The sequence below is a fragment of the Burkholderia sp. BCC0506 genome, from assembly GCF_902833145.1.
Classification (GTDB): domain Bacteria; phylum Pseudomonadota; class Gammaproteobacteria; order Burkholderiales; family Burkholderiaceae; genus Burkholderia.
Genome location: NZ_CADFEN010000013.1, coordinates 98,380 through 124,344, shown reverse-complemented (window position 1 = coordinate 124,344; position 25,965 = coordinate 98,380). Strand labels below are relative to the sequence as shown.

The following is a 25,965-nucleotide window of genomic DNA, read 5'->3' as shown; positions in this document are numbered from 1 at the left end:
GCCTGGTTGCGGGAATCGGCGTGCCGTCACTCGCCGCCCGGTGAGCGGCACGCTTCGCACTGTACCTGCGTGACCGTGCGCCGCGCCGGATCGGCCGTGAGCCGCACGGCCGATAGCTGATTCCCCCATACGCATCCCGAATCGAGCGCGACCACGTTCTCGCGCAACATCAGGCCGAGTGCGGCCCAGTGCCCGAACACGACCGTCACGTCCTCGGTGCGGCGCCCCGGCACGTCGAACCACGGCAGGTAACCGGGCGGCGCGCTGTCGGGGCCGCCGTTCGCCTTGAATTCCATCGCGCCGTCGGGCGTGCAGAAGCGCAGGCGCGTGAACGCGTTGAACGCGACGCGCATCCGGTCGCGTTTTTTCAGGTTCGGGTTCCATTGATTCGGCTCGTTGCCGTACAAGCCTTGCAGCGTGCCGTGCCAGTCGGGGGCACGCAGCGCGCGCTGCAGTTCGTCCGCGAGTTCGAGCGCGAGCGTGGCGTCCCATTGCGGCAGCACGCCGGCGTGGACGAGCAGCTTTCCATCCTCGACATGCACGAACGGGCGATGGCGAACCCAGTCGAGCAGCGCGTCGGCGTCCGGCGCGTCGAGGATCTCGCCGATGGTGTCGCCCGGGCGCCCGGTGCGCAGGCCGGCCGAGACTGCGAGCAGGTGGAGGTCGTGGTTGCCGAGTACGACCGTCGCGCGCGGGCCGAGGTCGACGACCGCACGCAGCGCGGCGAGGGAGCCGGGACCACGGTTGACGACGTCGCCGGCGATCCAGAGCGGCGTGTCGGCGGGGGCTGAAAGCTTGTCGAGCAGCGACTGGAAAGCGGAATGACAGCCTTGGATGTCGCCGATGGCGATGGGGGGGAGGGTCATGGGGCGGAGGATTTTGCGGGTATCGAGAAGGTGGGAAAAATTATCCGATCAATGCAGGGTTGCGCAATTTATGTTCCGCAATAGTGGGTTGATTTGGCAAGAAATTTCACCCTCGGAAAGGGTTGGAAGCGCTGTATCAAGTTGTTAGCGGCATGGCTTTTGCAGGGGGCGGCTCCCTATAATTGTCGCTTTCCCCAACAAAATTAGCATTTCATGACTTTGGAGCCCATGTCGACCGGTTAAAATTCCCGGTCTGACGTGGCGATCACAAGCTACTAGCATTTGCGAATCTGAGGTGGCCGGCGCCTGATGGCGTCCGCCGCACACTATTTGAGGAAGCCTCATGATCCTGGTTACGGGCGGCGCGGGTTTTATCGGTGCCAATTTTGTACTCGACTGGCTGCGCGCATCCGACGAAGCCGTGCTCAACGTCGACAAGCTGACGTACGCAGGGAACCTGCGCACGCTGCAGTCGCTGGACGGAAACCCGAAGCACGTGTTTGCGCGCGTGGACATCTGCGACCGCGACGCACTTGACGCGCTCCTGGCTGAGCACAAGCCCCGCGCGGTGCTGCACTTCGCCGCGGAAAGCCACGTCGATCGCTCGATCCACGGTCCCGCGGACTTCGTGCAGACCAACGTCGTCGGCACGTTCACGCTGCTCGAGGCCACCCGTCAGTACTGGAACGGCCTGAACGACGCCGACAAGGCCGCGTTCCGCTTCCTGCACGTGTCGACCGACGAGGTGTTCGGTTCGCTGTCGGCTACCGACCCGCAATTCTCGGAGACGACGCCGTACGCGCCGAACAGCCCGTATTCCGCGACGAAGGCGGGCTCCGACCACCTGGTGCGTGCGTACCATCATACGTATGGCCTGCCGGTGCTGACGACAAACTGTTCGAACAACTACGGCCCGTACCAGTTCCCGGAAAAGCTGATCCCGCTGATGATCGCGAACGCGCTCGCGGGCAAGCCGCTGCCGGTGTATGGCGACGGCCAGAACGTGCGCGACTGGCTGTACGTCGGCGACCACTGCAGTGCGATCCGCGAAGTGCTCGCGCGCGGCGTACCGGGCGAGACGTACAACGTCGGCGGCTGGAACGAGAAGAAGAACCTCGAAGTCGTGCATACGCTGTGCGACCTGCTCGACAAGGCGCGCCCGAAGGCAGCGGGTTCGTACCGTGACCAGATCACCTATGTGACCGACCGGCCCGGCCACGATCGCCGCTACGCGATCGATGCGCGCAAGCTCGAACGCGAGCTCGGCTGGAAGCCTGCGGAAACCTTCGAGACCGGTCTGGCGAAGACCGTCGACTGGTACCTCGACAACCAGGTCTGGGTCGATGAGGTCGCATCGGGCGAGTACCGCAAGTGGGTCGAAACGAACTACGCGAAACGCACTTGAGGAGAGAAGCGATGGCACGTAAAGGCATCATTCTCGCCGGCGGTTCCGGCACACGGCTGTATCCGATCACGCACGTCGTATCGAAGCAGCTCCTGCCGGTGTACGACAAGCCGATGATCTACTACCCGCTGTCGACGCTGATGGTCGCGGGCATTCGTGATGTACTGATCATCTCGACGCCGCAGGACACGCCGCGCTTCGAGTCGATGCTCGGCGACGGCAGCCAGTGGGGGATGAACATCCAGTACGCGGTGCAGCCGTCGCCTGATGGGCTCGCGCAGGCGTTCATCATCGGCAAGGAGTTCGTCGGCAACGATCCGTCGGCGCTGATCCTGGGCGACAACATCTTCTACGGGCACGACCTGGCGAAGCAGCTGGAACGGGCGCATGCGCAGGAAACGGGCGCGACCGTGTTCGCGTATCACGTGCACGATCCGGAACGTTACGGCGTCGTCGAATTCGACAAGTCGTTCCGCGCGCTGTCGATCGAGGAGAAGCCCGCGAAGCCGCGTTCGAACTACGCGGTGACGGGCCTGTACTTCTACGACAACCGCGTATGCGACATCGCGGCCGACATCAAGCCGTCGCCGCGCGGCGAGCTCGAAATCACCGATGTCAATTCGCGCTATCTCGAAAGCGGTGCGCTGAACGTCGAGATCATGGGGCGCGGCTATGCGTGGCTCGATACCGGCACGCACGATTCGCTGATCGAGGCGGCCAGTTTCATCGCGACGCTGCAGAAGCGGCAGGGGCTTGTGGTTGCGTGCCCGGAAGAGATCGCCTACCGCCGGAGCTGGATCGACGCGGAACAGGTCCTGAAGCTGGCCCAGCCGCTCGCGAAGAACGCGTACGGGCAGTACCTCAAGAACATTCTCACGGATCAAGTCGCATGGCCATCCAAGTAACGGCGACGGCGCTGCCGGAAGTCAAGATCATCGAGCCGAAGGTGTTTGGCGACGCGCGCGGGTTCTTCTACGAAAGCTTCAACGGGAAGGAATTCGCCGAGCAGGTCGCACCGGGCATCGAATTCGTGCAGGACAACCATTCGCGCTCGTCGAAAGGCGTGCTGCGCGGGTTGCATTATCAGATCCAGCATGCGCAGGGCAAGCTCGTGCGCGTGGTCGAGGGCGAGGTGTTCGACGTCGCTGTCGATATTCGTAAGAATTCACCGAATTTTGGCAAGTGGGTCGGTGTGGTGCTGTCGAACGACAACCACCGGCAACTGTGGGTGCCGCCCGGTTTCGCGCATGGGTTCGTCGTGCTGTCGGAGGCCGCGCAGTTCCTTTACAAGACGACCGACTACTGGTTTCCGGAACACGAGCGCAGCATCGTGTGGAACGACCCGGAGATCGGGATCGAGTGGCCGATCGATTTCGAACCGCTGCTGGCGGCGAAGGATGCGGCCGGCAAGCGTTTGAGCGACGCCGAAGTCTACGCGTGAGTGCAGGGGGCGACATGAGCTTGAACCGCAGCGCACATCGCATTCTGGTAACCGGCGTCAACGGCCAGGTCGGGTTCGAACTCGCACGCACGCTGCAGGGGCTCGGCACGGTCGTCGCGCTCGATCGCGGCGCGCTTGACCTGTCGAATCCGGATCGTATCCGCTCGGTCGTGCGCGAGATCCGGCCGACGCTGATCGTCAATCCGGCCGCCTACACCGCAGTCGACAAGGCCGAGCAGGAGCGCGACCTCGCGATGGCGATCAACGGCGTCGCGCCCGGCGTGCTTGCCGAGGAGGCCGGGAAATTGGGTGCGCCGCTGATTCACTATTCGACCGACTACGTGTTCGACGGCACGAAGAACGGTGAATATGTGGAAACCGATCCGACGTGTCCGCAAAACGTGTATGGAGAATCGAAGCTGGCAGGCGAGGCGGCGATCGCCGCTTCGGGCGCCGCGCATCTGATCTTTCGCACGAGCTGGGTATACGGCGCACGCGGCCGCAACTTCCTGCTGACGATGTTGCGTCTCGGCCGGGATCGGGACGAATTGAAAGTGGTGTCGGACCAGATCGGAGCGCCGACCTGGAGCAACACCATCGCCACGCTGACCGCCCACGTCGTCGCCCAATCGCGCGGCGCAGCCGATCCGGCTGAGTGGTGGGCGAAGCGCGCGGGCGTCTATCATCTGAATGCCGCGGGCTCGACGTCCTGGCATGGTTTCGCGTCGGCGATCTTCGAATTGGCCGGTCAGCCGAATGCGCCGCGCGTGCTGCCGATTCCGGCGAGCGATTATCCGACGCCGGCAAAGCGACCCACGAACTCTCGCATGTCGAACGACAAGCTGTACGAAGTATTTGGGGTCGCCGCGCCGGACTGGCGCGAAGCGTTGCGGTTGTGTCTGGCGGGTGGCATGCTGACGACTCCGGGTGGCGCCGCATGAATCTGGAACGGCACGGTCGCGAGGCCGCCTCGGCCATACCAGCGGCGGGTCGTACGGACAATGTTGGCGCAAGTGAGGAACATGTGCGTTTGCTACCGGTAATCATGTGCGGCGGTGCCGGGTCGAGGCTCTGGCCTGTTTCCCGGGAAGCCCATCCGAAGCCGTTCATTCGGCTGTCCGACGGCGAGAGCCTGCTTCAGAAGGCATTCGTGCGCGCCGCAGCGCTGGACGGCGTCGACGAAATCCTGACCGTGACGAATCGCGAGCTGTTCTTCAAGTCCGAAGACGAGTTTCGCGAAGTCAACCAGCGGCAGTTGGCGATGTCGTTCATCCTCGAACCATTCGGACGCAACACTGCGCCCGCGGTCGCGGCGGCGGCGCTGCATGTCGCGAGCGCGCATGGTGAGCAAACCGTGATGCTGGTGCTGGCCGCCGATCACGTGATCACGCAATTCGACGCGTTTGCGGATGCCGTCCGGCGTGCGCAGGCGCTTGCGCTTCAGGGCAAGATCGTAACGTTCGGCGTGCATCCGGATGCGCCCGAGACCGCTTACGGCTACATCGAGACGAATGGCGAGAGCGTTGTGCGATTCGTCGAGAAGCCGAAGGTTGACGACGCGCGGGCCTATCTGGAATCTGGCCGGTTCCTGTGGAATTCGGGGATGTTCTGCTTCACCGCAGGCACTATGCTGAAGGAAATGGCACAGCATTGTCCCGACGTGCTGGAGCAGGTGAGGGCGAGCCTCGAACAGTCGCCGTCGTCGGCCAGCCCGCACGGCGTGCAGATTCGCCTTGATCCGGGCACTTTCGGCGCGGTGCCGGATATCTCCCTGGATTACGCGGTGATGGAGAAGTGTCACCACGCTGCCGTCGTGCCGTGCGACATCGGCTGGAGTGATGTCGGATCGTGGGCGTCGCTGAGCGAGTTGTCGGAGGCGGACGAACGCGGCAACCGGATCGAAGGGGAGGCGCTGCTCGTCGACGTCGACAATACGTTCGTGCACAGCGATAGCCGGTTGATCGGCGCCGTGGGTGTACGCAACCTGCTCGTGATCGATACGCCGGACGCATTGCTCGTGGCCGATCGCGACCGCGCGCAGGACACGTCAAGCATGTCTACGCGGAACTCAAGGCGCGCGGCCACGAGGCATACAAGGTGCATCGCACGGTCCATCGTCCGTGGGGCACCTACACCGTGCTCGAGGAAGGCCCGCGCTTCAAGATCAAGCGCATCGTCGTCAAGCCGGGGGCGAGCCTGAGCCTGCAGATGCATCATCATCGCAGCGAGCACTGGGTGGTCGTGAGCGGGATGGCCAAGGTGGTCAATGGCGATCGGGAATTCCTGGTCGCCATTGACGAATCGACCTATATTCCCGCCGGTCACAAACATCGGCTGGAGAATCCCGGCATCGTCGATCTCGTGATGATCGAAGTGCAGAGCGGCGAATACCTCGGCGAAGACGATATCGTTCGCTTCGAGGACAATTACGGACGTACTTAAAACGTGGAAACGACTTTCTTGAACGATACCGATGATCTCGGTAATCACACTGGCGAGAACGACCTGATGGTCGGGATGCGTGCGACGCGTGTGTGGGGCACGCTCGGCTGGCACGATATCCGCCAACGCTATCGCCGCTCCATCCTCGGCCCGTTCTGGTTTACGCTTAGCACGATCATCATGGTTGGCGTGCTCGGCGCGCTGTACTCGACGCTCTTGCACCAGGAGATTGCCGACTACCTGCCGTATCTCGCGGTCGGGCTCGTCGTCTGGGCGTACCTCGCGGCGGTCGCGAACGAAGGGTGTCTCGCATTCATCGGCGCGGCCTATCTGATCAAGCAGATCCGTCTGCCGCTGACCGTTCACGTGTGCCGGATCGCGTGGCGCAATTTTGTGATCCTGTTGCACAGCCTGCCTGTCGTCGTCGTGTTGCTGCTGGCCTTTGGGCACTGGCCGACCTGGGAGTTCCTGCTGGTGCCGTTCGCGCTGGTGATCCTGTTCCTGCACGGCGTGTGGCTGTCGGCCGCGCTCGGGATTCTCTGCGCGCGCTTTCGCGACATTCCGCCGATCATCACGAACCTGATCCAGGTCGTGTTCTTTTTCACGCCCGTGATGTGGTCGCCGGAAATCCTGAAGGACCGCGCATGGGTCGCCGAATACAACCCGCTTTATCACCTGATCGAGACCGTGCGCGCGCCGTTGACCGGCCGACCGACGCATTGGGAGTCATGGGCCTGGTCCGTCGGCCTGCTGGTGTTCGGTTTTGCGTTCGCGCATTTCCTGATGAAGCGTTTCCGCAACCGTGTCCCTTACTGGCTTTGATACCGTGAGTTCCTCGATTACCGCGCGCGACATTTCGGTCGAATTTCCGATCTACGAGAATTCGCACCGGTCGCTCAAGAAGACCGTCCTGAACCTGACCACCGGCGGGCGCATCGGCCAGGACAGCGGGCGCCACGCGATCGTGCAGGCGCTGTCCAATCTGAACTTCAACTTCGAGCACGGCGAGCGCATCGGGCTTGTCGGTCACAACGGTTCCGGCAAGACGACGCTGCTGCGCACGCTGTCGGGCGTCTATGCGCCCGTGCGTGGTGAACTCAAGGTCCAGGGCAAGATCGCCTCGTTGCTCGACGTCTCGATGGGGCTGGATCCCGATGCCACCGGCTTCGAGAACATCTATCTGCGCGGCATCCTCGACGGCCTGAAGCCGGAGCGGATTCGCGGCAAGATCGACGAGATTGCCGATTTCAGCGAGCTTGGCGATTATCTGAACCTGCCGGTCCGCACGTACTCGAGCGGGATGATGCTGCGTCTCGCGTTCGCGATTTCGACGAGCATCGAGGCGGACATCCTGATCATGGACGAATGGCTGAGCGTCGGCGATGCCGAATTCAGCCGGAAGGCCGCGCAGCGGCTCGAAAGTCTTGTCGGCCAGGCGTCGATCCTTGTGCTGGCGTCGCACGATCCGGAACTCGTCGCGCGCGTGTGTACCCGCAAGATTTCGATGGAGCACGGACAGATGGTCGCCGACGAGCCGGTGATTCGCCCCGAGCCGACCGGCGACACGGTGCTCGAGGGCTTGCCCGTGGCGGATCTGGTGCCGGACGATCGTCCGAAGCACGTTCCGCAATGACGTTCGTCGGCCGTCGGTATCTCCCGATAGCGGCCTCGATGCAACCGGCGCACGGCGCGATGTGCGACGCCACTGCGGTGATGCCAGGCCAATACGATTAAAACCGATGAAAGCAGATCATCCATTCCTCCGGTATTCCGAAAGCCTGTTCGTGCACCAGCCCTTGCGTACGCTCAAGGGCCTCGCGGCAGGCTATATTGCTTACCCGATTGCGGAAAGCCGCGAGCAGCGTATCGTGCGGCCGAAAATTGACGCGCTGCGCAGGCATTACCGTTTGCCGGCCGCCGAGCGGCGCCGGATCGCGCTCGATCAGCTCGTCGATATCCTGCAGTTCGCCGGCACGCACGTGCCGTACTATCGCGACCTGTTCGCGGAGCGGCAATTCGATGCGGAAAAGGTGCGGCGCGATCCGCGTTACCTTGAAGCGTTGCCGTATCTGACGAAGGACATCATTCGCGAGCAGGGCGCACGGCTTTTGTCGAAGCCGCTCGAGCAGATTCGCCACCACGCCTGCAAGACGGGCGGGTCGACCGGACTGTCGTGCACGATCTATTACGACCAGGAGGCAGCCGATCATTCGTCTGCCGTCACGTTCTATGCACGCGAGCGGATCGGCAAGCTGCGTCATCGCAGCGAGTTGCATTTCGCGTGTCGCTTCCCGGACCAGGCAGTTCCGGAATGGCCGTCGCGCGAGGATTTCAAGTGCTTCGCGATGAACCGGAGCAACATTTTCTTCGATCGAATCGACGACGACGGGCTCGAGGAGATGTGGCGGACGCTGAAACGCCGGCGGCCTTATCTTGCCCATTCGCATCCGTCGACGATGTATGCGCTCGCGTGCTACATCCAGCGCAAGTACGGCGGGGGCAACGCTTTCAAGGTGTTCGAGTCGAGCGGCGAACTGCTCGAACCGCATGCTCGCGAGATGATCGCGTCGGCGTTGAGGTGCCGGGTCGTCGATCGCTACGGTCTTGCCGAGCTTGGCGTGATGGCGTACGAGCTCGACGGGCACGAAGGCGGGTTCCAGGTGCTCGAATCGGAAGGCTGGCCCGAAAGCAGGGTCGTGGACAGCGCGCATGAGCTGGTGCTGACCGGCTTTCGCAACCGGTTGATGCCGTTGATCCGTTATGCGACCGGCGACCTCGCGCGGGTAGAGGAGAAGGGCGACCGGTTCTTCCTGACCGACATCGTCGGGCGGATCCACGACGTCGTCCCAATCAACGGCGTTGCACATCCGACCCATCATATCCAGGACATGCTCGATCATCGCGTCGGCGGGATCCAGGAATTTCAGATCGACCTGCGCACGACACCGCCGACGTTGCGTATCGTCCTCGAGCCGTGGGCGAACGCGGAAGAAACGACGAACAAGCTGCGCCATTACTGGCAGGATGCTTTCACGATCGCGTACGTCGGCCATGACGATTTCGTGCGGGTCGGCCATCGCGCCAAGTTCCGGCACGTGGTGACCGCATGATCGGCGTGCTTTTTACCGACGCATCATCCGAAGCCGGGCGGCACGTCCTCGCCGCGCTGCGACGCTCGGTCAGCATCACGCAGGCGCAGGCGGTATCGCGCAACGCGTTGCGCGACGGCGCGGTGGACATTGCCGTTGCGGTCGACTTGCCCGATATCTGGGGCGCCGCGCTGCTCGAATGGCTGCATGCGGGGCCGCGCAAGCTTATCGTATTCGGCCGGCTGCCATCCGCCTTCGCCGCCCATCTGGGCCACCGTGACGGTACGTGGCCCGTAGGCTGGCCCGCGGCGAGCCGCTGCGAGCCCGCGCCTTCGCACGAAGCGCGTGAAAGCCGTGCCGCGATTCGCTACGGCGCTCGTGCACAGGTGCTTGGCGGCGACGCATGGCGGCGCCCGCTGGAGCGCTTCGATTTCACCGACGAATGGAACAACCTCGGGTACGGCGCGATTCGCGGCGACGGATCGATCTGGGCGCTTAAGCAGCCGGTCGATGCGCCCGCCGATACCGAGTTGGCCGCGCTGACTGTGGACGGCGAGAGAGTCGGGACGTATGCCTCGCTGACGGAGTTCGGCGATGCGAGCGTGTTGTGGTTCAACCGCGCAGTCGGCCCGCTCGATTCGTTTGAATGGCGGCTCATCGAGACATTCGTGGCGGACCATCGGCACGATGCACTGCCGTGCTGCCCGGTATTGAGCGAAATTCCCGCAGGCTGCGACGCGGTGATCACGTCGCGGCTCGACTGTGACGAGGACGTCGAGTCGGCGCGCCCGTTATGGGACGCCTATCGCCGCCTCGGGGTTCCGTTTTCGCTTGCGGTGAACACCAGCAATCTCGACGATCCCGCGCATCATGAAATCCTGCGCGAGCTGCTCGCCGACGGTGGCGCCGTGCTGTCGCATACGGCGACGCATGCGCCGAACTGGGGAGGCAGCTACGAGGGAGCGCTCGCCGAAGGCGGGCATTCCGCGGCGATGATCGAGCGAGCGACGGGGCTGCAGGTCCGATACGCGGTGTCGCCGTTTCACCAATCGCCGCCGTACGCGTTGCGCGCGCTGGCGGATGCGGGCTACGACGGTTGTGTCGGCGGGATCATTCGCAACGACCCCGAGTTCGTGCTGGCACGCGGCGGCATGCTGACGGGCCTGCCGGAGGGATTCGTCGGTCATAGTCAGCAGTGCATGCTGCACGGCGAATGCATGCTGGGCCAGGGCGATCCGCTCGCGGTGTTCAAGCAGGCTTTCGATCTCGCTTACGCGACACGCACGCTGTTCGGCTATCTCGATCATCCGTTCTCGCCGCGTTATCGATACGGCTGGCCCGACGAGGCGACCAGGATCGACGCGCACGAACGGTTCGTCGCGTATATCCGGGCGAAAGCGGCCAGTCCGCTGTTTCTGCACGAAGCGGCCGCGCTCGATTTTCTGCGCTTCAAGGCATCCGTCCGGGTGATGGGCGCGCGCGGCAAATTCCGGATCGAGTTGCCGGATTGGTGCTCGACGCCACATGGGGTCGTCGCGGAATATCGCGGCGAGCGGCGGGCCATAGAAAGCGGAGTGCTGTTTCAATGAAAGTCATGGTTGTCGTCGGGACGCGTCCCGAGGTCATCAAGCTCGCGCCGCTCATCGACGCACTGCGCACTGACACGCAGACGATCGTGTGCGCGACGGGTCAACATCGCGAGATGCTCGCGCAGGCGTTGGGTGCGTTCGATATCGTGCCTGACATCAATCTCGACGTGATGCAGCCCGGGCAGTCGCTGAACGCGCTCGCGGCGCGGCTGCTGGCCCAGCTCGACGAGGCGATTGCGAGTGCGCGGCCCGACTGGGTGCTGGTGCAGGGCGATACGACGACCGCGATGTGTGCGGCGCTCGCGGCTTTTCATCGCGGCGTGCGTGTCGGCCACGTCGAAGCCGGCTTGCGCACGCGCGATCTGACGAGCCCGTTCCCGGAGGAGGCGAACCGCGCCCTGATCGGACGAATCGCGTCGCGCCATTTCGCCCCGACGTCGCTCGCTCGCCAGCATCTGCTCGACGAGGGCGTGCCGGCCGAATCGATCGTCGTTACCGGCAACACCGTGGTCGATGCGATCGCGCGCGTGCGCGCCGACTGGTCGAGCACGTTGCCGGCGGATCCGTTGCCGCCGTGGCACGGCGCCGAGCAGCAGCATATTCTCGTCACGTGTCACCGGCGCGAGAACTTCGGTGACGTGCTCGACAGCATCTGCCGCGTACTGCGGGACCTGTGCGCGCGCTATGCCGACTACCGCTGGGTGTTCCCGGTGCATCTGAATCCGGCGGTGCGAGAACCGGTGATGCGCGAGCTGGCCGACATTCCGAACCTGTCGCTGATCGAGCCCGTCGACTATCCCACGAGCCTTTACCTGATCAGCCGCAGTGCGCTCGTCGTTAGCGATTCCGGCGGCATTCAGGAAGAGGCACCGACCTTCGGCGTGCCGGTCGTCGTCATGCGCAACCATACCGAACGCAGGGAAGGTGTCGACGCTGGCTATGCGACGCTTGCCGGGCAGGCGCCCGAGCGTATCGAACAGGCGGTGGTCGGCTGGCTCGACGACCGCTCGCGACGCGACGCGCTGCGCGATCGCCCGAATCCGTATGGCGACGGCTTCGCATCGCGTCGCATCGTCGACAGTCTGCTCGGCCGGCCATTCGAGGCGTTCGGTGACTGATCGCGCACATGACGTTGTCGCCGACTGCGTACTGTTCTCGACTGCCGATTGGGACGAACCGTACTGGACCAACAAGCAGCACACGGCAAGCATACTGGCGAGCCGGGGGTGGCGCGTGTTGTACGTCGAAAGCGTAGGCTTTCGTGCGCCGAAGGTCGGCAGCGGCCGTGACTGGGCCCGCTTGTGGCGGCGGCTCTGGCGGGGCGTGCAGTCGCTCGTGCTCGGACCGCCGCGCCGCGCACCAAACGTGTGGGTGCTGTCGCCGTTGATGGTGCCCGCCAAACATCACTGGCCGCTCGTGCGTGCGCTGAACCAGACACTGCTGCGCTGGACCGTCACGCGTTTCGCGCGCGGCCGCAGCTTCGTCGCGCCGGTTGTCTGGACTTACCATCCGTACATGCTCCATGCGATTTCGCGACTCCCGCACGGGCCGCTCGTCTATCACTGCGTCGACGACATCGGTGCGATTCCGGGCGTCGATGTCGACGCATTCGAATCGGCGCAGCGTGAGCTGCTTGCCGGGTGCGACGCGGTGTTTACGACCGCGACGGCGCTGCTCGACAAATGTCGGCCGTACAACGCGAACACGCATTTCTTTGGCAATGTCGTCGATGCAAGCCACTTCGGTGCCGCATTGCAGGACGATGGGCCGCTGCCGGCCGAGCTTGCTGCGATTCCGTCACCGCGCATCGTCTATCATGGCGTGCTGTCGGACTTCAAGGTCGACTTTGCGCTGCTGCACGATGCGGCCCGCATGCGGCCTGACTGGCACTGGGTGCTGATCGGCGAGGAACGCGAAGGGCAGCGTAGCGATCTGGTGGCGCGCGTCGCCGCGCTGCCGAACGTGCACCGGCTCGGCTATCGCAGCTACGATGCGCTGCCGGCGTACTTGCGTGGCATGCAGGTCGGGATGCTGCCGACGCTGCTGAACGATTACACGCGGTCGATGTTTCCGATGAAGTTCTATGAATATCTCGCGGCCGGATTGCCGGTCGTGTCGACACCGCTCGATTTTGCGAAAGTGCCGCGCGCAGGCCTTCTCACCGGTGGTGATGCCGCATCGTTCGTCGCAGCGATCGACGCGCAACTCACGCGCGGTCGGCTTACGCCGGACGAGGCGTGCGAGGCGGTCGGCGACAATACATGGGAGCGGCGACTCGACAAGATGCTGGCGATCACGTTCCGGCGCGATGGCGCGCACGCGCGCCGCAGAGGTGCTGCATGAAGGTTCTGCACGTCTACCGCACCTACTTCCCCGATCCGCCAGGCGGCCTGCAGGAAGCGATTCGCCAGATCGCACGCGCGACGCGCGCGTGCGGCGTCGATGCGCGGATTTTCACGCTGTCGCCGACCCCCGAGCCTATGCGCGTCGAATTCGACGAAGGCGCTGTCGTGCGCGCGCGCTCGTGGGCGGCACCCGCATCGTGCGACCTCGGTGGCCCCGGTGCGCTGTTGCTGTTTCGCGAGATGGCCGAGTGGGCCGATGTGCTGCATTTTCACTTCCCGTGGCCGTATGCGGACCTGCTTCATCTACTCGGCCGCGCCCGCCGCCCTGCCGTAATGACTTACCACTCGGACATCGTCCGGCAAAAATGGCTTGGCGCCGTGTACGGGCCGTTGATGCGCTGGATGCTGGGCAGCATGGACGCAGTCGTCGCGACATCGCCGGCGTACGCCGCGACGAGCCCGATCCTCAATTCCTGCGTGCGCCCGGAACGGCTCCAAACCATTCCGCTCGGAATTGCGGACTATCGGGATGTGCCGGTGTCGGCCGGCGGCGACGCGATAATCGCGCGGCTCGGGCTGCATGACGAGCCGTTCTTTCTTGCGCTCGGCGTGCTCCGCTACTATAAGGGGCTGCATACGCTGGTCGAAGCCGCGTCGCGCACCGGTGCGCGTATCGTGATCGCCGGATCCGGCCCTGAGCGCGAGAATCTGGCCTTGCTCGCGCAGCGGCTGGGGGCGCGCAACGTCGTGTTTGCGGGGCAGGTCACGCACGACGAGAAGGTCGCGCTGCTGAGGGCTTGCCGTGCGATGGTGCTGCCGTCCCATCTGCGTTCCGAGGCGTTCGGGATGGTGCTCGTCGAAGCGGAGATGTTCGGCAAGCCGATGATCTGCTGCGAGATTGGATCGGGGACGTCGTACGTCAACGAGCACGGCGTGACCGGACTGGTCGTTCCACCGCAGCGGCCGGACGCGCTGGCCGACGCGATGCAGGCACTGCTTGCCGACGATGCGCTGGCCGGACGCATGGGGCAGGCCGCGCGCGCGCGGTACGAGGCGATGTTCTCGGGGCCGGCGCTCGGCGACGCCTATCGTTCGCTGTATCGAAGCGTTGCATCGTGACGCGCGCGTGGGCCCGAGCCGGTTCTTGTTGCCGGCCGGGGGACTGGACAGGCACTGCAACGCCGGTGGAGCGATGATGGTGATGATTTATGAGCCGCTGTACGAGCAAGGACAAATCCTGTCCGAGCCGGCGTTCCATGAACTGAGGCTAGCGGACAACTCGCATGCCGCTTGGCGGGAGTTTCGCATCCTCGTCGATTTCTGGCGGCGCGGCGATCATCGTGGAAAGGGCAAGGTCGGCATTTTCTCGCCGAAGTTCGGTCTGAAGACGCGGGTCGACGCAAGCCGGTTTCTGACGTTCGTCGATCGTCATGGCGACGTCGACGTTTGTCTGATCAATCCGTTTCCGCAAATCCCGTATTACTCGTACAACGTGTGGATGCAGGGGGAAATCAACCACCCCGGCCTTACCGCGCGCTCGCAGGCACTCGTCGACGCGGTCGGCCTGAAGTGGGATCTGCACGCCGTGCCACGCCACGGTCATCAGGTGTTGTGCTATTCGAATTTCTGGGTCGGCACCGAGCGGTTCTGGGACGCGTACGTCGGCGGTGTGCTGGACCCGCTCGCGACGTTCCTTGAGCGGAATTCGGACGACGAGGCCGCGCGCGCCGTGATGGGCGACACATGGCACAGCGATGCCGCCCCGTTCCTGCCGTTCATCGTCGAGCGCCTGTTCAGTACCTTCCTGTCGCTGTGCCCGGAATTGAAGGTCGCGGCGTATCAGTTCGACGACGTGTTGTCCTACTGCTTGACCGACTACGAGCGTGAACTCGTCGACGGAATGAGGCCGATCGTCGATGCCGCCGATGCGTCCGGGCAATTCCCTCGAGACCTGATCGCGATGCAGGATCTCGCGTGTCGGCTGTACGTACGATACGCACGCGAGCACTTTGCGGCGAATCAGCACCCGCACACGGGGCGGACCGTCTCGTCTGCCTGAGATCGGGGCCGCCAGTCATGCCGGCCGAGCCGGCAGGCATGCTGCACGGCGCGTTCAGGCCCAGCGACGCCCCTCGCGCCGACCATACTCGAGGTAGTGCGCGACCGGATCGACACCGGCGTCGGCAACGTCCGGGTTCACCGCCAGATACCCAGCGGGATCGAAATCGTCCGGAACGCTGTTGAAGTATTTGTCGAACGTGTTCGACATGCTGCGTTCGATGACTTCGCTGTCGACCTCCTGCCCGGAATAGATATTGGGCTGGACGTTTCCGGAGGTGACGTCTTTGATCTGGCGATAGTGAGTCTTGCCGAATGCCGGGTCCGAAATGACCGGCGTGAAATAAACGCAATTCTCAAAATAATAATGTGTCACCTGGCTCCAGCGGGTCCTTGCCGGATCGGTCTGCTTGGATCCGCCGTGCAACAGGTTGGCTGCCCATATCAGCGCCTGCCCTTTCCGTGCGTGGAAGGTATTCGCCTTGATGCCCGCCTTTTTGATCAGCTGCTTCCAGAGATCCAGATACTGTCCGTAGTGGCCGGTTCGTTTGTGCTGGGTGGTGGAGCACACACCCAGATGCTCGTTGACGTAGATCGGCAGCGAATGGCTGCCCGGATAATATTCCAGCGCACCGTTGGTGCCGTCGATATCTTCCATCGCCACCCATACACCGCACATGAATCGCTCGGGGACGCAGGAAAAGTGAATGCTGTCGCTGTGAATGGGCTGCTGTGTCCCGACCGGGAAATTCAACGTTTGAAACGGTATCGCGCGGCGTCCGTACAACTGGCCGAGCAGGTCGAGGATGACCGGGTTCGACGCAATGGCGCGCACGTCTTCGTCGGTTTGCCACGCATCCTGAATGCGAAGCCCTTCATTGATTTTCCACAGTTCGTTGCGCCAGTGATCGAAGTCGAACTGCTCGGAAAACCTGGCCTTTATCCGGTTGGCCCGTTCATTGAAGTTCGGATCCGGGAAATCGATGATGGCATAGCCCTTTTCGCGCAAATCCCGGGCCACTCGCATGACCTCGTCGGACGCATTCTTGGTTGCGAATATTTCGTCGAAAAATGGGGACTCCACATCCGGCACGCCCGGAAGCGGATTGATGAAAGGCGTTTGCGACATTGTCTCCTCGCTTTCATTATTCAACCGAAAGCGAGGATATTACATCGTTCCAATATGTTCCGACATACGCAGCGCGGGGTCGATGCGTTCATGACGAACCGTGCATGAAACGCCCACCGGTTTGCCGGAACGTGCGTCAATGGCTCGGCATTGGGTCCGAGGCCGCGCGCCTGTCACGACGGAGCCAGTGGGCGGCCGGTATGGGGATGCGGGTGGACGCTGTAGAAGTCGAAGAAATGCTGTTGCCACAGGCTGCATACCAGATCCATGCGCCCGACCAGTTCGGGCGGAAAGGCGGGGCCGCGGTCGGCTGCGTCCACGTCGTCGCGCATGCGCTCGAGCAGCAAGCGCTCGAACGCGTTGATGCAATGCGATTCGATCTGCGCGGGGGTGAACGGATAGGCTCGCACGTCCAGTTCACGACAGCTGGCCAGGTAGGTGCTGAACAGTCGTTCGATGATAAACGGCAGATACGGCGCCTGGTCGGTGTGGATCGTATCCTGCATCACGCCGTGCGCGGCGGGATGTTCCGGCTCGTTTTCGAGAAAGGCGGCGATCGGCTCCAGCACGCGACCCACGTATCGATCCCAGAATGCCTGATTGCCGACCCAGAAATTGCAGTAGGCGAGGGACTGGAGATCGTTGCGCGGCATGTTGCACACGTTCAACTCGATGCCGCTTGCGTCGAGCAGCGCTTGCGCTGCGTCGACGATGCCGGGATGAGCGCATTCGCCCTGCATCCAGACGTTGTACGACCAGTAGGCGATCTGCGGGAACGGATTGATGAACAGGACGTCCGCCGCCGCGTTGTCGTGCACGAAGCGCAGGAACTGCTCGCCAGGAATCCCGGTCTTGAGGCCGAATTTCGGTGAAAACAATCCCGTATGCGTGTGCTGCCGATGGGCGTCGCTCCGGTAGAGCTCAAGGATGATCTGCAGTTCGCGCCATTCCGGTCGGGCATTCTCGAACGGCAGCGGCACGAATGCGGGATCGACACGCTGGGTGCCCTCGCCGAAAACGGGCTCGAAGATTGCGACGTCGGCGCTCATACGTGTCCCAGCCGCTCGACGCAGAATCGTTCGAGATCCGGACGCCACTTCAGGTAGGTGAAGGACGCATTGGGCACGGTAAACGTCGGGTAATGCGATTCGATCGGTACGCCGAGCAAATGCTGGAGGATCACGCTGATCGGGCCGCCGTGCGCGACTACCGCCAGCAGACCGGGTGCGGCGGCGGCAGGGCGAACGGTTTCGTCCGTCCATGAGCGAACACGCACCGTCATGTCCCAGTGAGATTCGCCGCCTTCGTACGTATTGCGGATGTCGCGGTTGAATTCCGGGTAAGTGGCGTTGAAATCGCGTTCGAGCCATGTACCGAAGACGCCCGGATGTGTTTCTGCTAGCCGTGCATCGAATTCGATCGATTGACGCTGGAAGATCGTCTCGGCTGTTTGCCGCGCCCTGCGCCAGGGGCTACTGATGACACGCGACGGTGCGTAGTCGAGCTGAGCCAGCGTGTCGCGCAGTCGCTCCGACTGACTGCGCCCCAGTGCGGACAATTCGTCCTGGTCGTTAGAAATCAGCAGGCCGTTCGCGTTCGCGTTCGACTGGCCATGACGAATAATCAACAGATCCATACACACCTCGATTCCATCGGTCGGAAATTACGCATCCTGCAGCAACAGTTGCATGAATGTCTGCGCGGGACGATCGAGCCCGAAGCGCGCTCGCGTATCTTCATGCGCGGCCTCGCGCAGTGCGTTTCGCAGTGCCGCGTCCCGGTACATCTCCTCCAGCGCGTCTTGCCAGTCGTCCACGTTGTTGTCGACCAGCAATGCCGTCCGGCGGTGCGTGATTGCATCCTCGTAGACTGGCGTGCGCGAATAGATGCCGGGGATGCCGAGGCTACCGTAGTCGATGTACTTGATGCAGGACTTGCAGCTGTTGAAGAACAGTGCATCCGGATCTTCGCGCCCGCCGAGCGGCACGATTGCGAACAGATAGCCGGCATCGCGAATCGCTTGCTTGTACGCGACGTTGTCCAGGAAGCCGTTCGCGCGCAAGCGGGGGATGCGTGACATTTCGGGGAACCGGTCGCCCCAGAAATCGAGTTCCGCCTCCGGATGACGCTCCATGAATTCGGACACGACACGTAGAAAGCCCTTCTTGAAATGAACCAGCTTGATGCCGTCCGTGTTCGAGAACAGGATGCGCGGCGGGCAGGCTTCGCGCCATGGTGCATCGTGCTGCTCGAACAGGTGATGGTCGAAGCCGTTCGGAATCACGACGACGGTCGATCGAATGCGCTTGAGGCGCTCCTGGAGCACCCGGTTCGAGACGGTCGCGACGGACGCGTGGCGTACCATCCACATGATGTTGGCGAGCAGGTCGTCGCTGAGATCCGTGACGCTGTACATCGGCAGGTCGATGATCCAGTCGTCCATGTCGTAGATCGTCTTCAACCCGAGATCATTCGCCATCTTCATGATGTCGACCGCGCGCGCCGACGTGTGCTTGTTGAAGAGCACTGCATCGAAACGCCGCAACTGGCTGATCGTGACGTCGCTTTCGACGATCTCTTCCCATTCGATCATTCCCGCATTGGCCATGTAGGTCAACAGCGGGCCGAAACGCGCGGCAATCGACCGCGACATCAGTTTGTCGTGGGATAGCGAAATCCGCTGGACAACCAGCAGCCGAGGAATACTGCTCATGTCAGATGTCCTCTCGTTCCAGTAGCTCGACGAGTTGTTGCCCGACCGTCGTTGCCGAGTGGCGGCTGACCGTGCGTTCGTACGTTGTCAGAATCTTGCGGTCGCGATCGGGGGCGTCGAGGCTCTCCCGGATCGCCGCTGCCAACGCTTCGGCGGAGTCCGGCGGTGCGTACCCCACGTCGCCGCCGAAGTGCTCCCGTTGCCACGGACCATCCGCCAGCACCATAGGCTTCTTCATGATCGCCGCCTCGAGGCTGGAGCGCCCGGGCGGATCGTTGCTGACTTCGACCATAACGCTGCAGTTGTCGATGATCGACCGGAGCAGCGCGCTGCATGGCTGCACGAACGGCAGGAACACGATGCCGGCGTGCGCTTCCTGCACACACTGCTCGTAATAGGCGTCATCGCGGGCACCGCCGACGAACACGCCGTTCATGCCGAGGATGTTCAGCGCGCGGATGAGCTGCAACTGATTCTTGACCGGCTCGATCAGGCCGAGACACAGCGCGTAGTCGCTTGCGCTGCACACCGCCGACGCGAGATCGGGATCGGCGGGGGTCAGGAAGCGCTGCGATACGCATGCCGGAACAATCTCCGCCTTACCCGCGGGCACGTCCACGTATTGGTTGAAGTTCTGGAGTTCCGACTCGGACTTGAACAGCAGTTTGGTTGCCGTGTCGCAAACCTTCGGGATCCGCTCGAGCTCCGATGCCGACGGCTGCTCATTCCACCAGACGTTCGGCCACAGGAAGATCGGCTTGTTGCGGTGCCGCGCCTCGCGGATCATCGCATCGCCGTCCGCGTGGACCGAGAAATGCATGATGCTGTCGTAGAAGCTGAACGGGCGGCTGCCGATGCCGTAGATGTCCGCATGCACGCCGGATGCGTTGAGGATTTCCGCCACCTGGACCATCTCGGATTCGCCACCGCCGCTGGTTGCAAACGCGGTGCTGTAAGTGGTCAGCAGTATCTTCATGCCGCTCATGTACGACGCCCCTCTGTGGTAAAGACCGGTATTTCTGCCCCGCACGTATCGACGTGCCCGATCTGGCGGCCATGGATGGCGTCGCGATCTCGCGATGCGTTCATGACGCCTCCTTGCCGTGCAAGGCGCGCTCGAGCACGTGTTCCCAGTGCCGGGATGCGGTCAGTTCGAGCAATTCGCCCGCGCGCGTGCGCGCGCGGTTCGTCAATGCATCCCAGCTCGACGTATCGGCGCGCAGTGCGACGATTCGCCCGGCGATCCGGTCGACCGTTTCGGATTCGCCGATCACGAGCCCGGCGTCGCCCACCACCTCGGCCGCGGCGTGCCCGGCCCGCACCACCGCTGGTATGCCGCGGTACATGGCCTCGAGCGCGGGGATGCAGAATCCTTCGTGCCGGCTCATCGACAGTAGGAGCGATGCGCGGTCGTAGCTGGAAAGCAGATCGGCGTCGTCGACCATGCCGGTGAAATCGACACGGGCCAGGACGTCGAGCGTGCGCGCGCGCTTGAGGAGGAGTTTGCTGTAATCGTAGTTCGGCATGCTGCCGACGATCGTCATCGTCGCGTCGACGCCATCGGCCACCACCCGGGCAAGTACCTCGATCGCATCCTCGACGCGCTTGTGCGGGACGACGCGGCCCAGCACCAGCATGTTGAATTGGGTGGGTGGATGGCGCGCGGTCCCGTTGTACCGGAAGGTCGGCAAGTCCGTGAACACGGGCGGAATGACGACGATATCCGGCACGTCGACGTGATCGGCGAGACCGCGCGCCACATAGGCGGAATTTGCCACGACGGTATCGAATTTCGCCAGCTGCGGCAGTTGCGCGAGCGCCTGCTCGCAGTATTCGGCCGTGACCGGCTCGAATTCGCGCAGGAGGGCGGGATCGGTGACGCCGTGGAAATAGCAGATCTTCCGACACGGCAGCGCGAGCAACCGTTCGAGGCACGGATCGAAAATCGAATAGCTGACGAACAGCAGATCATCGCTCGTCACGTCGTCAAACAGCGATTCGATCGGATGGACGTGCGGTGTCGCGGCATCGAAGCGCTGCGCGTACGTACGCGGATTCCAACCGGCACGAGCAGCCATCTCGGCTAGTCCGAGACAATGATTGCCGACGGCGTCGCCGTCGAAAATGTCGGGAGCGCAGATCAGCAGTCTCATTGGCTCCCCACCATTTGCCGGATCTCGTTCAGGCGCTGTTCATAGGCACGCGCAACGGCGGCCATCGAATAATCCCGTTTGATGCGCGCGCGACCCGCGCGGGCAATACGTTCGCGCAGCGCTGCGTCGCCGAACGCCCGCGCAATCTGTTTAGACGCGATTCCGATGTCGGGATCGCACCAGTATTGCCCTTCATGGAACAGATAGTCGCCGGCACGCAGCGGTACAAGTTCGCCATCGACCAGGAGCGACGTTTCCTCGTCGCAGAAATCGACATTGCCGGAGAAATTGGTCACGATGACCGGCTGGCCCAGCGCCATCGCTTCGGCGATGACGCGGCCGAAGCCTTCGCTGCGGTGCAGCGAAATATAGGCGTCGCAACTTGCCATGAAGTCGATCGTGTCCTGCCGGTCGAGTCGTTCGGACACGATATGGATACGGTCATCCGCGACGGCCAGCTCGCGGACCTGCCGCCATGTCGGATCGTCGTCGCGCACGTTCATTGCCTTGACGACGAGACCGACACCGCTCGTCTCCCGGGCGAATGCCTGCTTGAATGCCATCACGCCGGCGACCGGGTTTTTCCGTGTCAGCCACGAGTTGCCGTCGAACATCAGGTAGAACAGGAAGTCATGCTCGGGCAGACCGAAGCGCTTTCGATCGATCTCGCGGGGCTCGGGGATCACGACGGCCATCGGCATATGCTTTACGCGGGGCGAGCCGAGCCGCGTATAGGCGGCTTCGACGAAATGGCTCTGAGCCCAGATCTCGTCGACGAATGCATCCGCCGGGCCGAACGCGCTCGGCCAGTGAGGCAACTCCCATGGCCATGCGCCGATTCGGTAGGTGTCCGATTCGACGAGCCGGCGTCCGCCTTCAAGCGTAAGTCGGACCATTTCGGGCGGCGGAAGGCAGAACAGGCTGACCTGATACGCGAGATCGTCGCGCAGCAAATGGTTCATCGACATGTCGATCCTGCTCGGGCCGCTCATCGGCGCGTTGACGAGCGCCACGTCGAAACCGCCGAGCTGCATCGCTTGCGCGGCCATTCGCGCGTCCTCGCCGAGGCCGAGGACGCCCTGCGGGAAGCCGACGATATTCACGCCGAACGGGCGCGCGAGCGCTTGCAGCGAGCCACCGCTGATCGAGACGAGGGGCCGCTCGCTGCCGTCGGGCACCACCACGTCGAGTTGCTGGAGGAGCGGATATTCGTTCTTGCCGCACGCTTGCCACCAGGCGACCAGCGCGCGTGCGCCGTCTGCCGTCGCAACGTCGAAGGCAGCCACCAGATCCGGTCGGCTAGCATGAATCGACGCGAGGAAGCGGGGCAGGGCGATCGTCGCGCCGGACGGCGCGGCTGTCTGCATCAAGTCGCCGACGCTGTCCTGGACGTGCCATTCGAGCCCCGGATATTCGCGCTTACCGTGCTCGGTCCACCATCTCATCGCATTGAGCCGTCCCTGGAACGTTTCGACGTCGAACAGCGGTCGCAGATCGGGACGGCTGTTGATCAGCCGCGACAAGAACGCCGGGACGCGGAACAGGCCGCGCGCATCGCCGTCGTCGAGCTCGTTGAGCCGATCGAAGATCCGTGCGGTCGACCAGCGCAGTCGCGGGTACGCGCGCTTGCTGTGCGCATTCCACCAAAACAGCATGTTCAGGCGGCCGGTAAACGTCGACAGGTCGAACTGCAGACGCAAGTCCTCACGGCTGTCGACCAGGGGCGCCAGAAAGCGCGGGACGTCGATGAGGGTCCCCTGATCGTCGGGCTCGATCTCGTTCAGGCGATTGATGACGGGTTGCGTTTGCCAGACGAGCCGTGGGTATTCGAACCGGCCGTGTTCGCTCCACCAGAGCAGCGCGTTGAAGCGGCCACCGAAGGTCTTCGTGTCGAGGTTCGCGCGCAGATCGGTTCGACTGTCGACGAGCAGTTCGAGGAACGCGGGAACGCCAATAGATGTCGACTCCTGCTCGAGGCCCAGTTCATTCAGCCGATCCCATACGGGGCTGGATGACCAGGACAGTCGCGGATACTCGAACTGGCCGTGCGTTTCCCACCAGCTCAGGGATGCAAGCTGGCCGGAGAAGGTGCCGAGATCGATGTGCATGCGCAAATCCGCCCGGGAGTCGACGAGCAGAGACATGAAGCGTGGCAGCCAAGCCTGGGTCGGCCCGATCGCCAAGTCGCTCTTGAGCAGTGCGTCGAGCAGGGCGCCGTCGTCCAGCAGGCCAGTCGCGTGGCCCGCCAGCCAGAAGCTCACCGCGCGGGGGAATTTCTCGAGCAGCGTGGTGACGCTCAGTTGCCGCATGTACGCGGTATCCGCGTCGTCCAGCAGCCATTCGAAGTCCGGATAGTCACGCTCGCCGTAGGCTTTCCACCAGAAGTACAGCGTCATCCGTCCTTCGACCGTGCGGTGCTCGAAGGACGCGAGATCGGATCGGAACTTCAGCAGGAAGTAGACCGCGTTCGGCAGCGAGAAAAGCGCAGCGGGTGACGGATGTCGGTGTTCGGTTGCCCAGTCTCTGGTCAAGTGCATGGTGTTATTCGGCATTGGCAAGACGCGGGCTCATCGTGATCACGAATTCCGTCGAATCGATGGAAAGGTTCGGCGAGTAGAACGGGTCGTTCCACAGCGCATTGCCCCAGCGCTTCTTCACGAAATCGATTTCCTTCACGAAGCGTTCCATCTTCTCTGGCGTGTCTTCGTAGCCGCGCGATACGGATTCGTGGTGATACAGCTCGGCGAACGGCGTCCACACGTTGCGGTAGCCGGCTTCGCGTACGCGCAGGCAGAAATCGACGTCGTTGAACGCGACGACGAGGTCCTCGTCGAGACCGTTGACTTCACGATAGATGCTCGTGCGGATCACGAGGCAGGCCGCCGTCACCGCACTGACCGCATTGCGCAGTGCCGCGCGGCAGAAGTAGCCGGGCGCGTGGCGCGGCAGGTGCTTGTGGCCGTGGCCGGCGAGCCCGCCCATGCCGAGGAACACGCCGGCGTGCTGGATCGTATCGTCGGGGTAGAGCAGCTTGGCACCCACGGCGCCCACGCCGTCCTGCTGCGCGATCGACACGAGTTCGCTCAGCCAGTCCGGCGTGATGACCTCGATGTCGTTGTTCAGCAGGCAGACGAAATCGGCGCTGCTCGCGAGCGCGACGCGATTGTTCAACGCCGAATAGTTGAATGGCGAGTCGTCACGCACCACACGGATGCGCGAATCGCTGCCGTAGCTCTTGAACAGTTCGAAGGTTTCCGGCTTTTCCGAACCGTTGTCGATGATCGTGATCCGGTAGTTCCGGTACGTCGTCAGATTGCGGATCGAGTCGATGCATTGTCTGATGAGATTCGCCCCGTCGCGGGTCGGGATGATGATTTCGACGAGCGGTTCGTTTTCCGGCAGGGCGTAGACGACCCGCTGATACATCGACGCGCCATCGGCGGACTGTACCTTCGCTGCGATGTGGCATCGCGTCAGGTGCTCCTGAACGGCGCGGCCGGCTGCGATGACGGCATAGGGCTTTGCGTCGACGCTCGATGCGGTGCTCTCCGGCAGCACGCGCCAGTGATACAGGACGCGCGGAATGTGCCGGATCGCGCCCGGCCCGATTGCTTCGATCACGCGCAGCGCGAGGTCGTAGTCCTGCGAACCTTCAAGCCCTTCCCGGAATCCGCCGATCTGGCGCAGGATGTCGGTCTTGTACACGCCGAGGTGCGAAATCATGTTCTGACCGAGGAAGAGGTCGTAATTGAAGTCGCACTTGAAATACGGTTCGTAACGTCGGTCGTCGACCGTGAGCTTGTCCTCGTCGCTATAGATCAGCGCAGCCTGCGGATCCTAGTCGATCAGCTCGGCGACATAGTAGAGGGCGAGCGGATGCAGCTCGTCGTCGTGATCGAGCAGGCCGACGAAATCGCCGGTGGCCAGTGCCAGTGCGCTGTTGCTTGCCGCGCTGATGTGGCCGTTGGTGGTGCGATAGGCGATCTTGATGCGCGGATCGTGTGCGGCGTATTCGTCGAGGATCGCCTTCACGTGGGGCTGCGTCGAATTGTCGTCGGCAATGCAGAGCTCCCAGTTCGTATAGACCTGATTGCGTACGGAGTCGATCGCCTTGCGCAGGTACTGGGCCGGAGAGTTGTACGTCGGCATGACGATGCTGATCAGCGGCTGGCGATGCCACTGTTGCATCGATTCGACCAGCGCCGGGTAGCGTTCCGCTGCCACTTCGTTGATCGAAATCCAGTTCTCGTATGTCGGTGCGAGTGCCGGGGCGGCCGTTGCGGCCGCGTCGGATTGCGCGAGTGCCGCGGCATTCGGTTCACCGAACGGCAACGATGCTTCGTCGACCGTCAGCGTGAAATCGCCGACCGAAAACGGTCCGGCGAACGCGATCGGATCGAAGCGCACCGCCCGCAGGGTCCACGGGAAAGACATGGTCTGATCGACCTTCCCGTTGGCGTCGACACGCAGCCAGACTGCATTTTGCTCCGACATGCCGTCGCCCTTGTCGACATAGAGCATGCACGGCGTACGCGGCATCTCGCCGGTCGACAGCGTGAACGACACGTGGACGGTTCGTCCCCGCATGTGCTCCCAGCCAACGATTGCGAACTGCGGGTCGTTCGTCGTAGCGTTCCACGAGTATGCGGCATCCGACGATGCCTCAACGTTGTTTAGCGGTTGCAGTTCGAGTTTCATGTTCGATGAAGTGCGATGGATGGCTGTTAGGGGCGGC

General features: G+C 63.2%; 20 protein-coding genes and 2 pseudogenes. 13 read left to right on the top strand and 9 right to left on the bottom strand.

Annotation, left to right across the window (positions count from 1 at the left end; all coding sequences use genetic code 11):
- Positions 1-26: 26 nt before the first annotated feature.
- Entirely contained in the window at positions 27-866 is an 840-nt protein-coding gene (locus HWX62_RS26875; protein WP_175930046.1) for a symmetrical bis(5'-nucleosyl)-tetraphosphatase, read from the bottom strand.
- Between the two features lie 343 nt (positions 867-1,209).
- Between HWX62_RS26875 and rfbB the strand changes: the two genes are divergently transcribed.
- The 13 genes and pseudogenes from rfbB to HWX62_RS26810 all read left to right on the top strand — a co-directional run bounded on the left by rfbB (position 1,210) and on the right by HWX62_RS26810 (position 15,236).
- The gene (gene rfbB / locus HWX62_RS26870; RefSeq protein ID WP_034187267.1) at positions 1,210-2,271 is read left to right on the top strand and encodes a dTDP-glucose 4,6-dehydratase; all 1,062 of its coding nucleotides are present in this window, start codon (positions 1,210-1,212) and stop codon (positions 2,269-2,271) included.
- Between the two features lie 11 nt (positions 2,272-2,282).
- A complete protein-coding gene (gene rfbA, locus HWX62_RS26865; protein ID WP_175930047.1) occupies positions 2,283-3,176 on the top strand; it encodes a glucose-1-phosphate thymidylyltransferase RfbA in 894 nt (297 codons plus the stop codon).
- Positions 3,161-3,712, top strand: a complete 552-nt coding sequence (gene rfbC / locus HWX62_RS26860; protein WP_175930048.1) for a dTDP-4-dehydrorhamnose 3,5-epimerase — start codon at positions 3,161-3,163, stop codon at positions 3,710-3,712. Before rfbA ends, rfbC begins: the two co-directional genes overlap by 16 nt.
- A 14-nt stretch (positions 3,713-3,726) precedes the next feature.
- Complete coding sequence (rfbD, locus tag HWX62_RS26855; RefSeq protein ID WP_175930172.1) at positions 3,727-4,653, top strand: dTDP-4-dehydrorhamnose reductase; 927 nt, start codon at positions 3,727-3,729, stop codon at positions 4,651-4,653.
- 83 nt (positions 4,654-4,736) lie between these two features.
- Positions 4,737-6,154, top strand: a pseudogene (locus tag HWX62_RS26850) (mannose-1-phosphate guanylyltransferase/mannose-6-phosphate isomerase).
- Between the two features lie 3 nt (positions 6,155-6,157).
- Complete coding sequence (locus tag HWX62_RS26845) at positions 6,158-6,976, top strand: ABC transporter permease (RefSeq protein ID WP_006496663.1); 819 nt, start codon at positions 6,158-6,160, stop codon at positions 6,974-6,976.
- A 4-nt stretch (positions 6,977-6,980) separates the two neighbouring features.
- A complete protein-coding gene (locus HWX62_RS26840; RefSeq protein WP_175930049.1) occupies positions 6,981-7,787 on the top strand; it encodes an ABC transporter ATP-binding protein in 807 nt (268 codons plus the stop codon).
- 106 nt (positions 7,788-7,893) lie between these two features.
- Positions 7,894-9,264, top strand: a complete 1,371-nt coding sequence (locus HWX62_RS26835) for a phenylacetate--CoA ligase family protein (protein ID WP_175930174.1) — start codon at positions 7,894-7,896, stop codon at positions 9,262-9,264.
- Positions 9,261-10,832: a polysaccharide deacetylase family protein gene (locus HWX62_RS26830; protein ID WP_175930050.1), complete on the top strand. Its 1,572-nt coding sequence runs from the start codon at positions 9,261-9,263 to the stop codon at positions 10,830-10,832. The genes HWX62_RS26835 and HWX62_RS26830 overlap by 4 nt, the downstream gene beginning before the upstream one ends.
- The gene (gene wecB, locus HWX62_RS26825) at positions 10,829-11,950 is read left to right on the top strand and encodes a UDP-N-acetylglucosamine 2-epimerase (non-hydrolyzing) (RefSeq protein ID WP_175930175.1); all 1,122 of its coding nucleotides are present in this window, start codon (positions 10,829-10,831) and stop codon (positions 11,948-11,950) included. Before HWX62_RS26830 ends, wecB begins: the two co-directional genes overlap by 4 nt.
- Positions 11,943-13,175 (top strand): glycosyltransferase, encoded by a 1,233-nt coding sequence (locus tag HWX62_RS26820; RefSeq protein WP_175930051.1) that lies wholly within the window; start codon positions 11,943-11,945, stop codon positions 13,173-13,175. The genes wecB and HWX62_RS26820 overlap by 8 nt, the downstream gene beginning before the upstream one ends.
- On the top strand, positions 13,172-14,296 hold the full coding sequence (locus tag HWX62_RS26815; RefSeq protein WP_175985266.1) for a glycosyltransferase: 1,125 nt from the start codon (positions 13,172-13,174) through the stop codon (positions 14,294-14,296). Before HWX62_RS26820 ends, HWX62_RS26815 begins: the two co-directional genes overlap by 4 nt.
- Positions 14,184-15,236 (top strand): hypothetical protein, encoded by a 1,053-nt coding sequence (locus HWX62_RS26810; RefSeq protein WP_347879942.1) that lies wholly within the window; start codon positions 14,184-14,186, stop codon positions 15,234-15,236. Before HWX62_RS26815 ends, HWX62_RS26810 begins: the two co-directional genes overlap by 113 nt.
- 54 nt (positions 15,237-15,290) lie before the next feature.
- Here the strand turns inward: HWX62_RS26810 and HWX62_RS26805 are convergent, their stop codons facing one another.
- The 8 genes and pseudogenes from HWX62_RS26805 to HWX62_RS26770 form a co-directional block, all read right to left on the bottom strand.
- Entirely contained in the window at positions 15,291-16,364 is a 1,074-nt protein-coding gene (locus tag HWX62_RS26805) for a phytanoyl-CoA dioxygenase family protein (RefSeq protein WP_175930054.1), read from the bottom strand.
- A gap of 173 nt (positions 16,365-16,537) precedes the next feature.
- Positions 16,538-17,413, bottom strand: coding sequence for a hypothetical protein (locus HWX62_RS26800; RefSeq protein ID WP_175930055.1), 876 nt, complete (start codon positions 17,411-17,413; stop codon positions 16,538-16,540).
- On the bottom strand, positions 17,410-18,000 hold the full coding sequence (locus HWX62_RS26795) for a histidine phosphatase family protein (protein WP_175930056.1): 591 nt from the start codon (positions 17,998-18,000) through the stop codon (positions 17,410-17,412). Before HWX62_RS26795 ends, HWX62_RS26800 begins: the two co-directional genes overlap by 4 nt.
- Positions 18,001-18,027: 27 nt before the next feature.
- Positions 18,028-19,077 carry a glycosyltransferase gene (locus HWX62_RS26790; RefSeq protein ID WP_175930057.1) on the bottom strand — a complete coding sequence of 350 codons (1,050 nt, stop codon included), beginning with the start codon at positions 19,075-19,077 and terminating at the stop codon, positions 18,028-18,030.
- 1 nt (position 19,078) lies between these two features.
- On the bottom strand, positions 19,079-20,062 hold the full coding sequence (locus tag HWX62_RS26785; RefSeq protein WP_175930058.1) for a glycosyltransferase family 4 protein: 984 nt from the start codon (positions 20,060-20,062) through the stop codon (positions 19,079-19,081).
- 100 nt (positions 20,063-20,162) lie between these two features.
- Positions 20,163-20,999: a glycosyltransferase gene (locus HWX62_RS26780; RefSeq protein ID WP_244136100.1), complete on the bottom strand. Its 837-nt coding sequence runs from the start codon at positions 20,997-20,999 to the stop codon at positions 20,163-20,165.
- Between the two features lie 227 nt (positions 21,000-21,226).
- Positions 21,227-23,767, bottom strand: coding sequence for a glycosyltransferase family 4 protein (locus tag HWX62_RS26775; protein WP_175930060.1), 2,541 nt, complete (start codon positions 23,765-23,767; stop codon positions 21,227-21,229).
- Between the two features lie 4 nt (positions 23,768-23,771).
- Positions 23,772-25,817, bottom strand: a pseudogene (locus HWX62_RS26770) (glycosyltransferase family 2 protein).
- Positions 25,818-25,965: the final 148 nt, after the last annotated feature.

Excerpts from the sequence above, each read along its gene's own strand:
- HWX62_RS26875 (WP_175930046.1), bottom strand. The coding sequence starts at position 866 with ATGACCCTCCCCCCCATCGCCATCGGCGACATCCAAGGCTGTCATTCC.
- rfbB (WP_034187267.1), top strand. The coding sequence starts at position 1,210 with ATGATCCTGGTTACGGGCGGCGCGGGTTTTATCGGTGCCAATTTTGTA.
- rfbA (WP_175930047.1), top strand. The coding sequence starts at position 2,283 with ATGGCACGTAAAGGCATCATTCTCGCCGGCGGTTCCGGCACACGGCTG.
- rfbC (WP_175930048.1), top strand. The coding sequence starts at position 3,161 with ATGGCCATCCAAGTAACGGCGACGGCGCTGCCGGAAGTCAAGATCATC.
- rfbD (WP_175930172.1), top strand. The coding sequence starts at position 3,727 with ATGAGCTTGAACCGCAGCGCACATCGCATTCTGGTAACCGGCGTCAAC.
- HWX62_RS26835 (WP_175930174.1), top strand. The coding sequence starts at position 7,894 with ATGAAAGCAGATCATCCATTCCTCCGGTATTCCGAAAGCCTGTTCGTG.
- HWX62_RS26830 (WP_175930050.1), top strand. The coding sequence starts at position 9,261 with ATGATCGGCGTGCTTTTTACCGACGCATCATCCGAAGCCGGGCGGCAC.
- wecB (WP_175930175.1), top strand. The coding sequence starts at position 10,829 with ATGAAAGTCATGGTTGTCGTCGGGACGCGTCCCGAGGTCATCAAGCTC.
- HWX62_RS26815 (WP_175985266.1), top strand. The coding sequence starts at position 13,172 with ATGAAGGTTCTGCACGTCTACCGCACCTACTTCCCCGATCCGCCAGGC.
- HWX62_RS26810 (WP_347879942.1), top strand. The coding sequence starts at position 14,184 with ATGCGCTGGCCGGACGCATGGGGCAGGCCGCGCGCGCGCGGTACGAGG.
- HWX62_RS26805 (WP_175930054.1), bottom strand. The coding sequence starts at position 16,364 with ATGTCGCAAACGCCTTTCATCAATCCGCTTCCGGGCGTGCCGGATGTG.
- HWX62_RS26800 (WP_175930055.1), bottom strand. The coding sequence starts at position 17,413 with ATGAGCGCCGACGTCGCAATCTTCGAGCCCGTTTTCGGCGAGGGCACC.
- HWX62_RS26795 (WP_175930056.1), bottom strand. The coding sequence starts at position 18,000 with ATGGATCTGTTGATTATTCGTCATGGCCAGTCGAACGCGAACGCGAAC.
- HWX62_RS26790 (WP_175930057.1), bottom strand. The coding sequence starts at position 19,077 with ATGAGCAGTATTCCTCGGCTGCTGGTTGTCCAGCGGATTTCGCTATCC.
- HWX62_RS26785 (WP_175930058.1), bottom strand. The coding sequence starts at position 20,062 with ATGAGCGGCATGAAGATACTGCTGACCACTTACAGCACCGCGTTTGCA.
- HWX62_RS26775 (WP_175930060.1), bottom strand. The coding sequence starts at position 23,767 with ATGCACTTGACCAGAGACTGGGCAACCGAACACCGACATCCGTCACCC.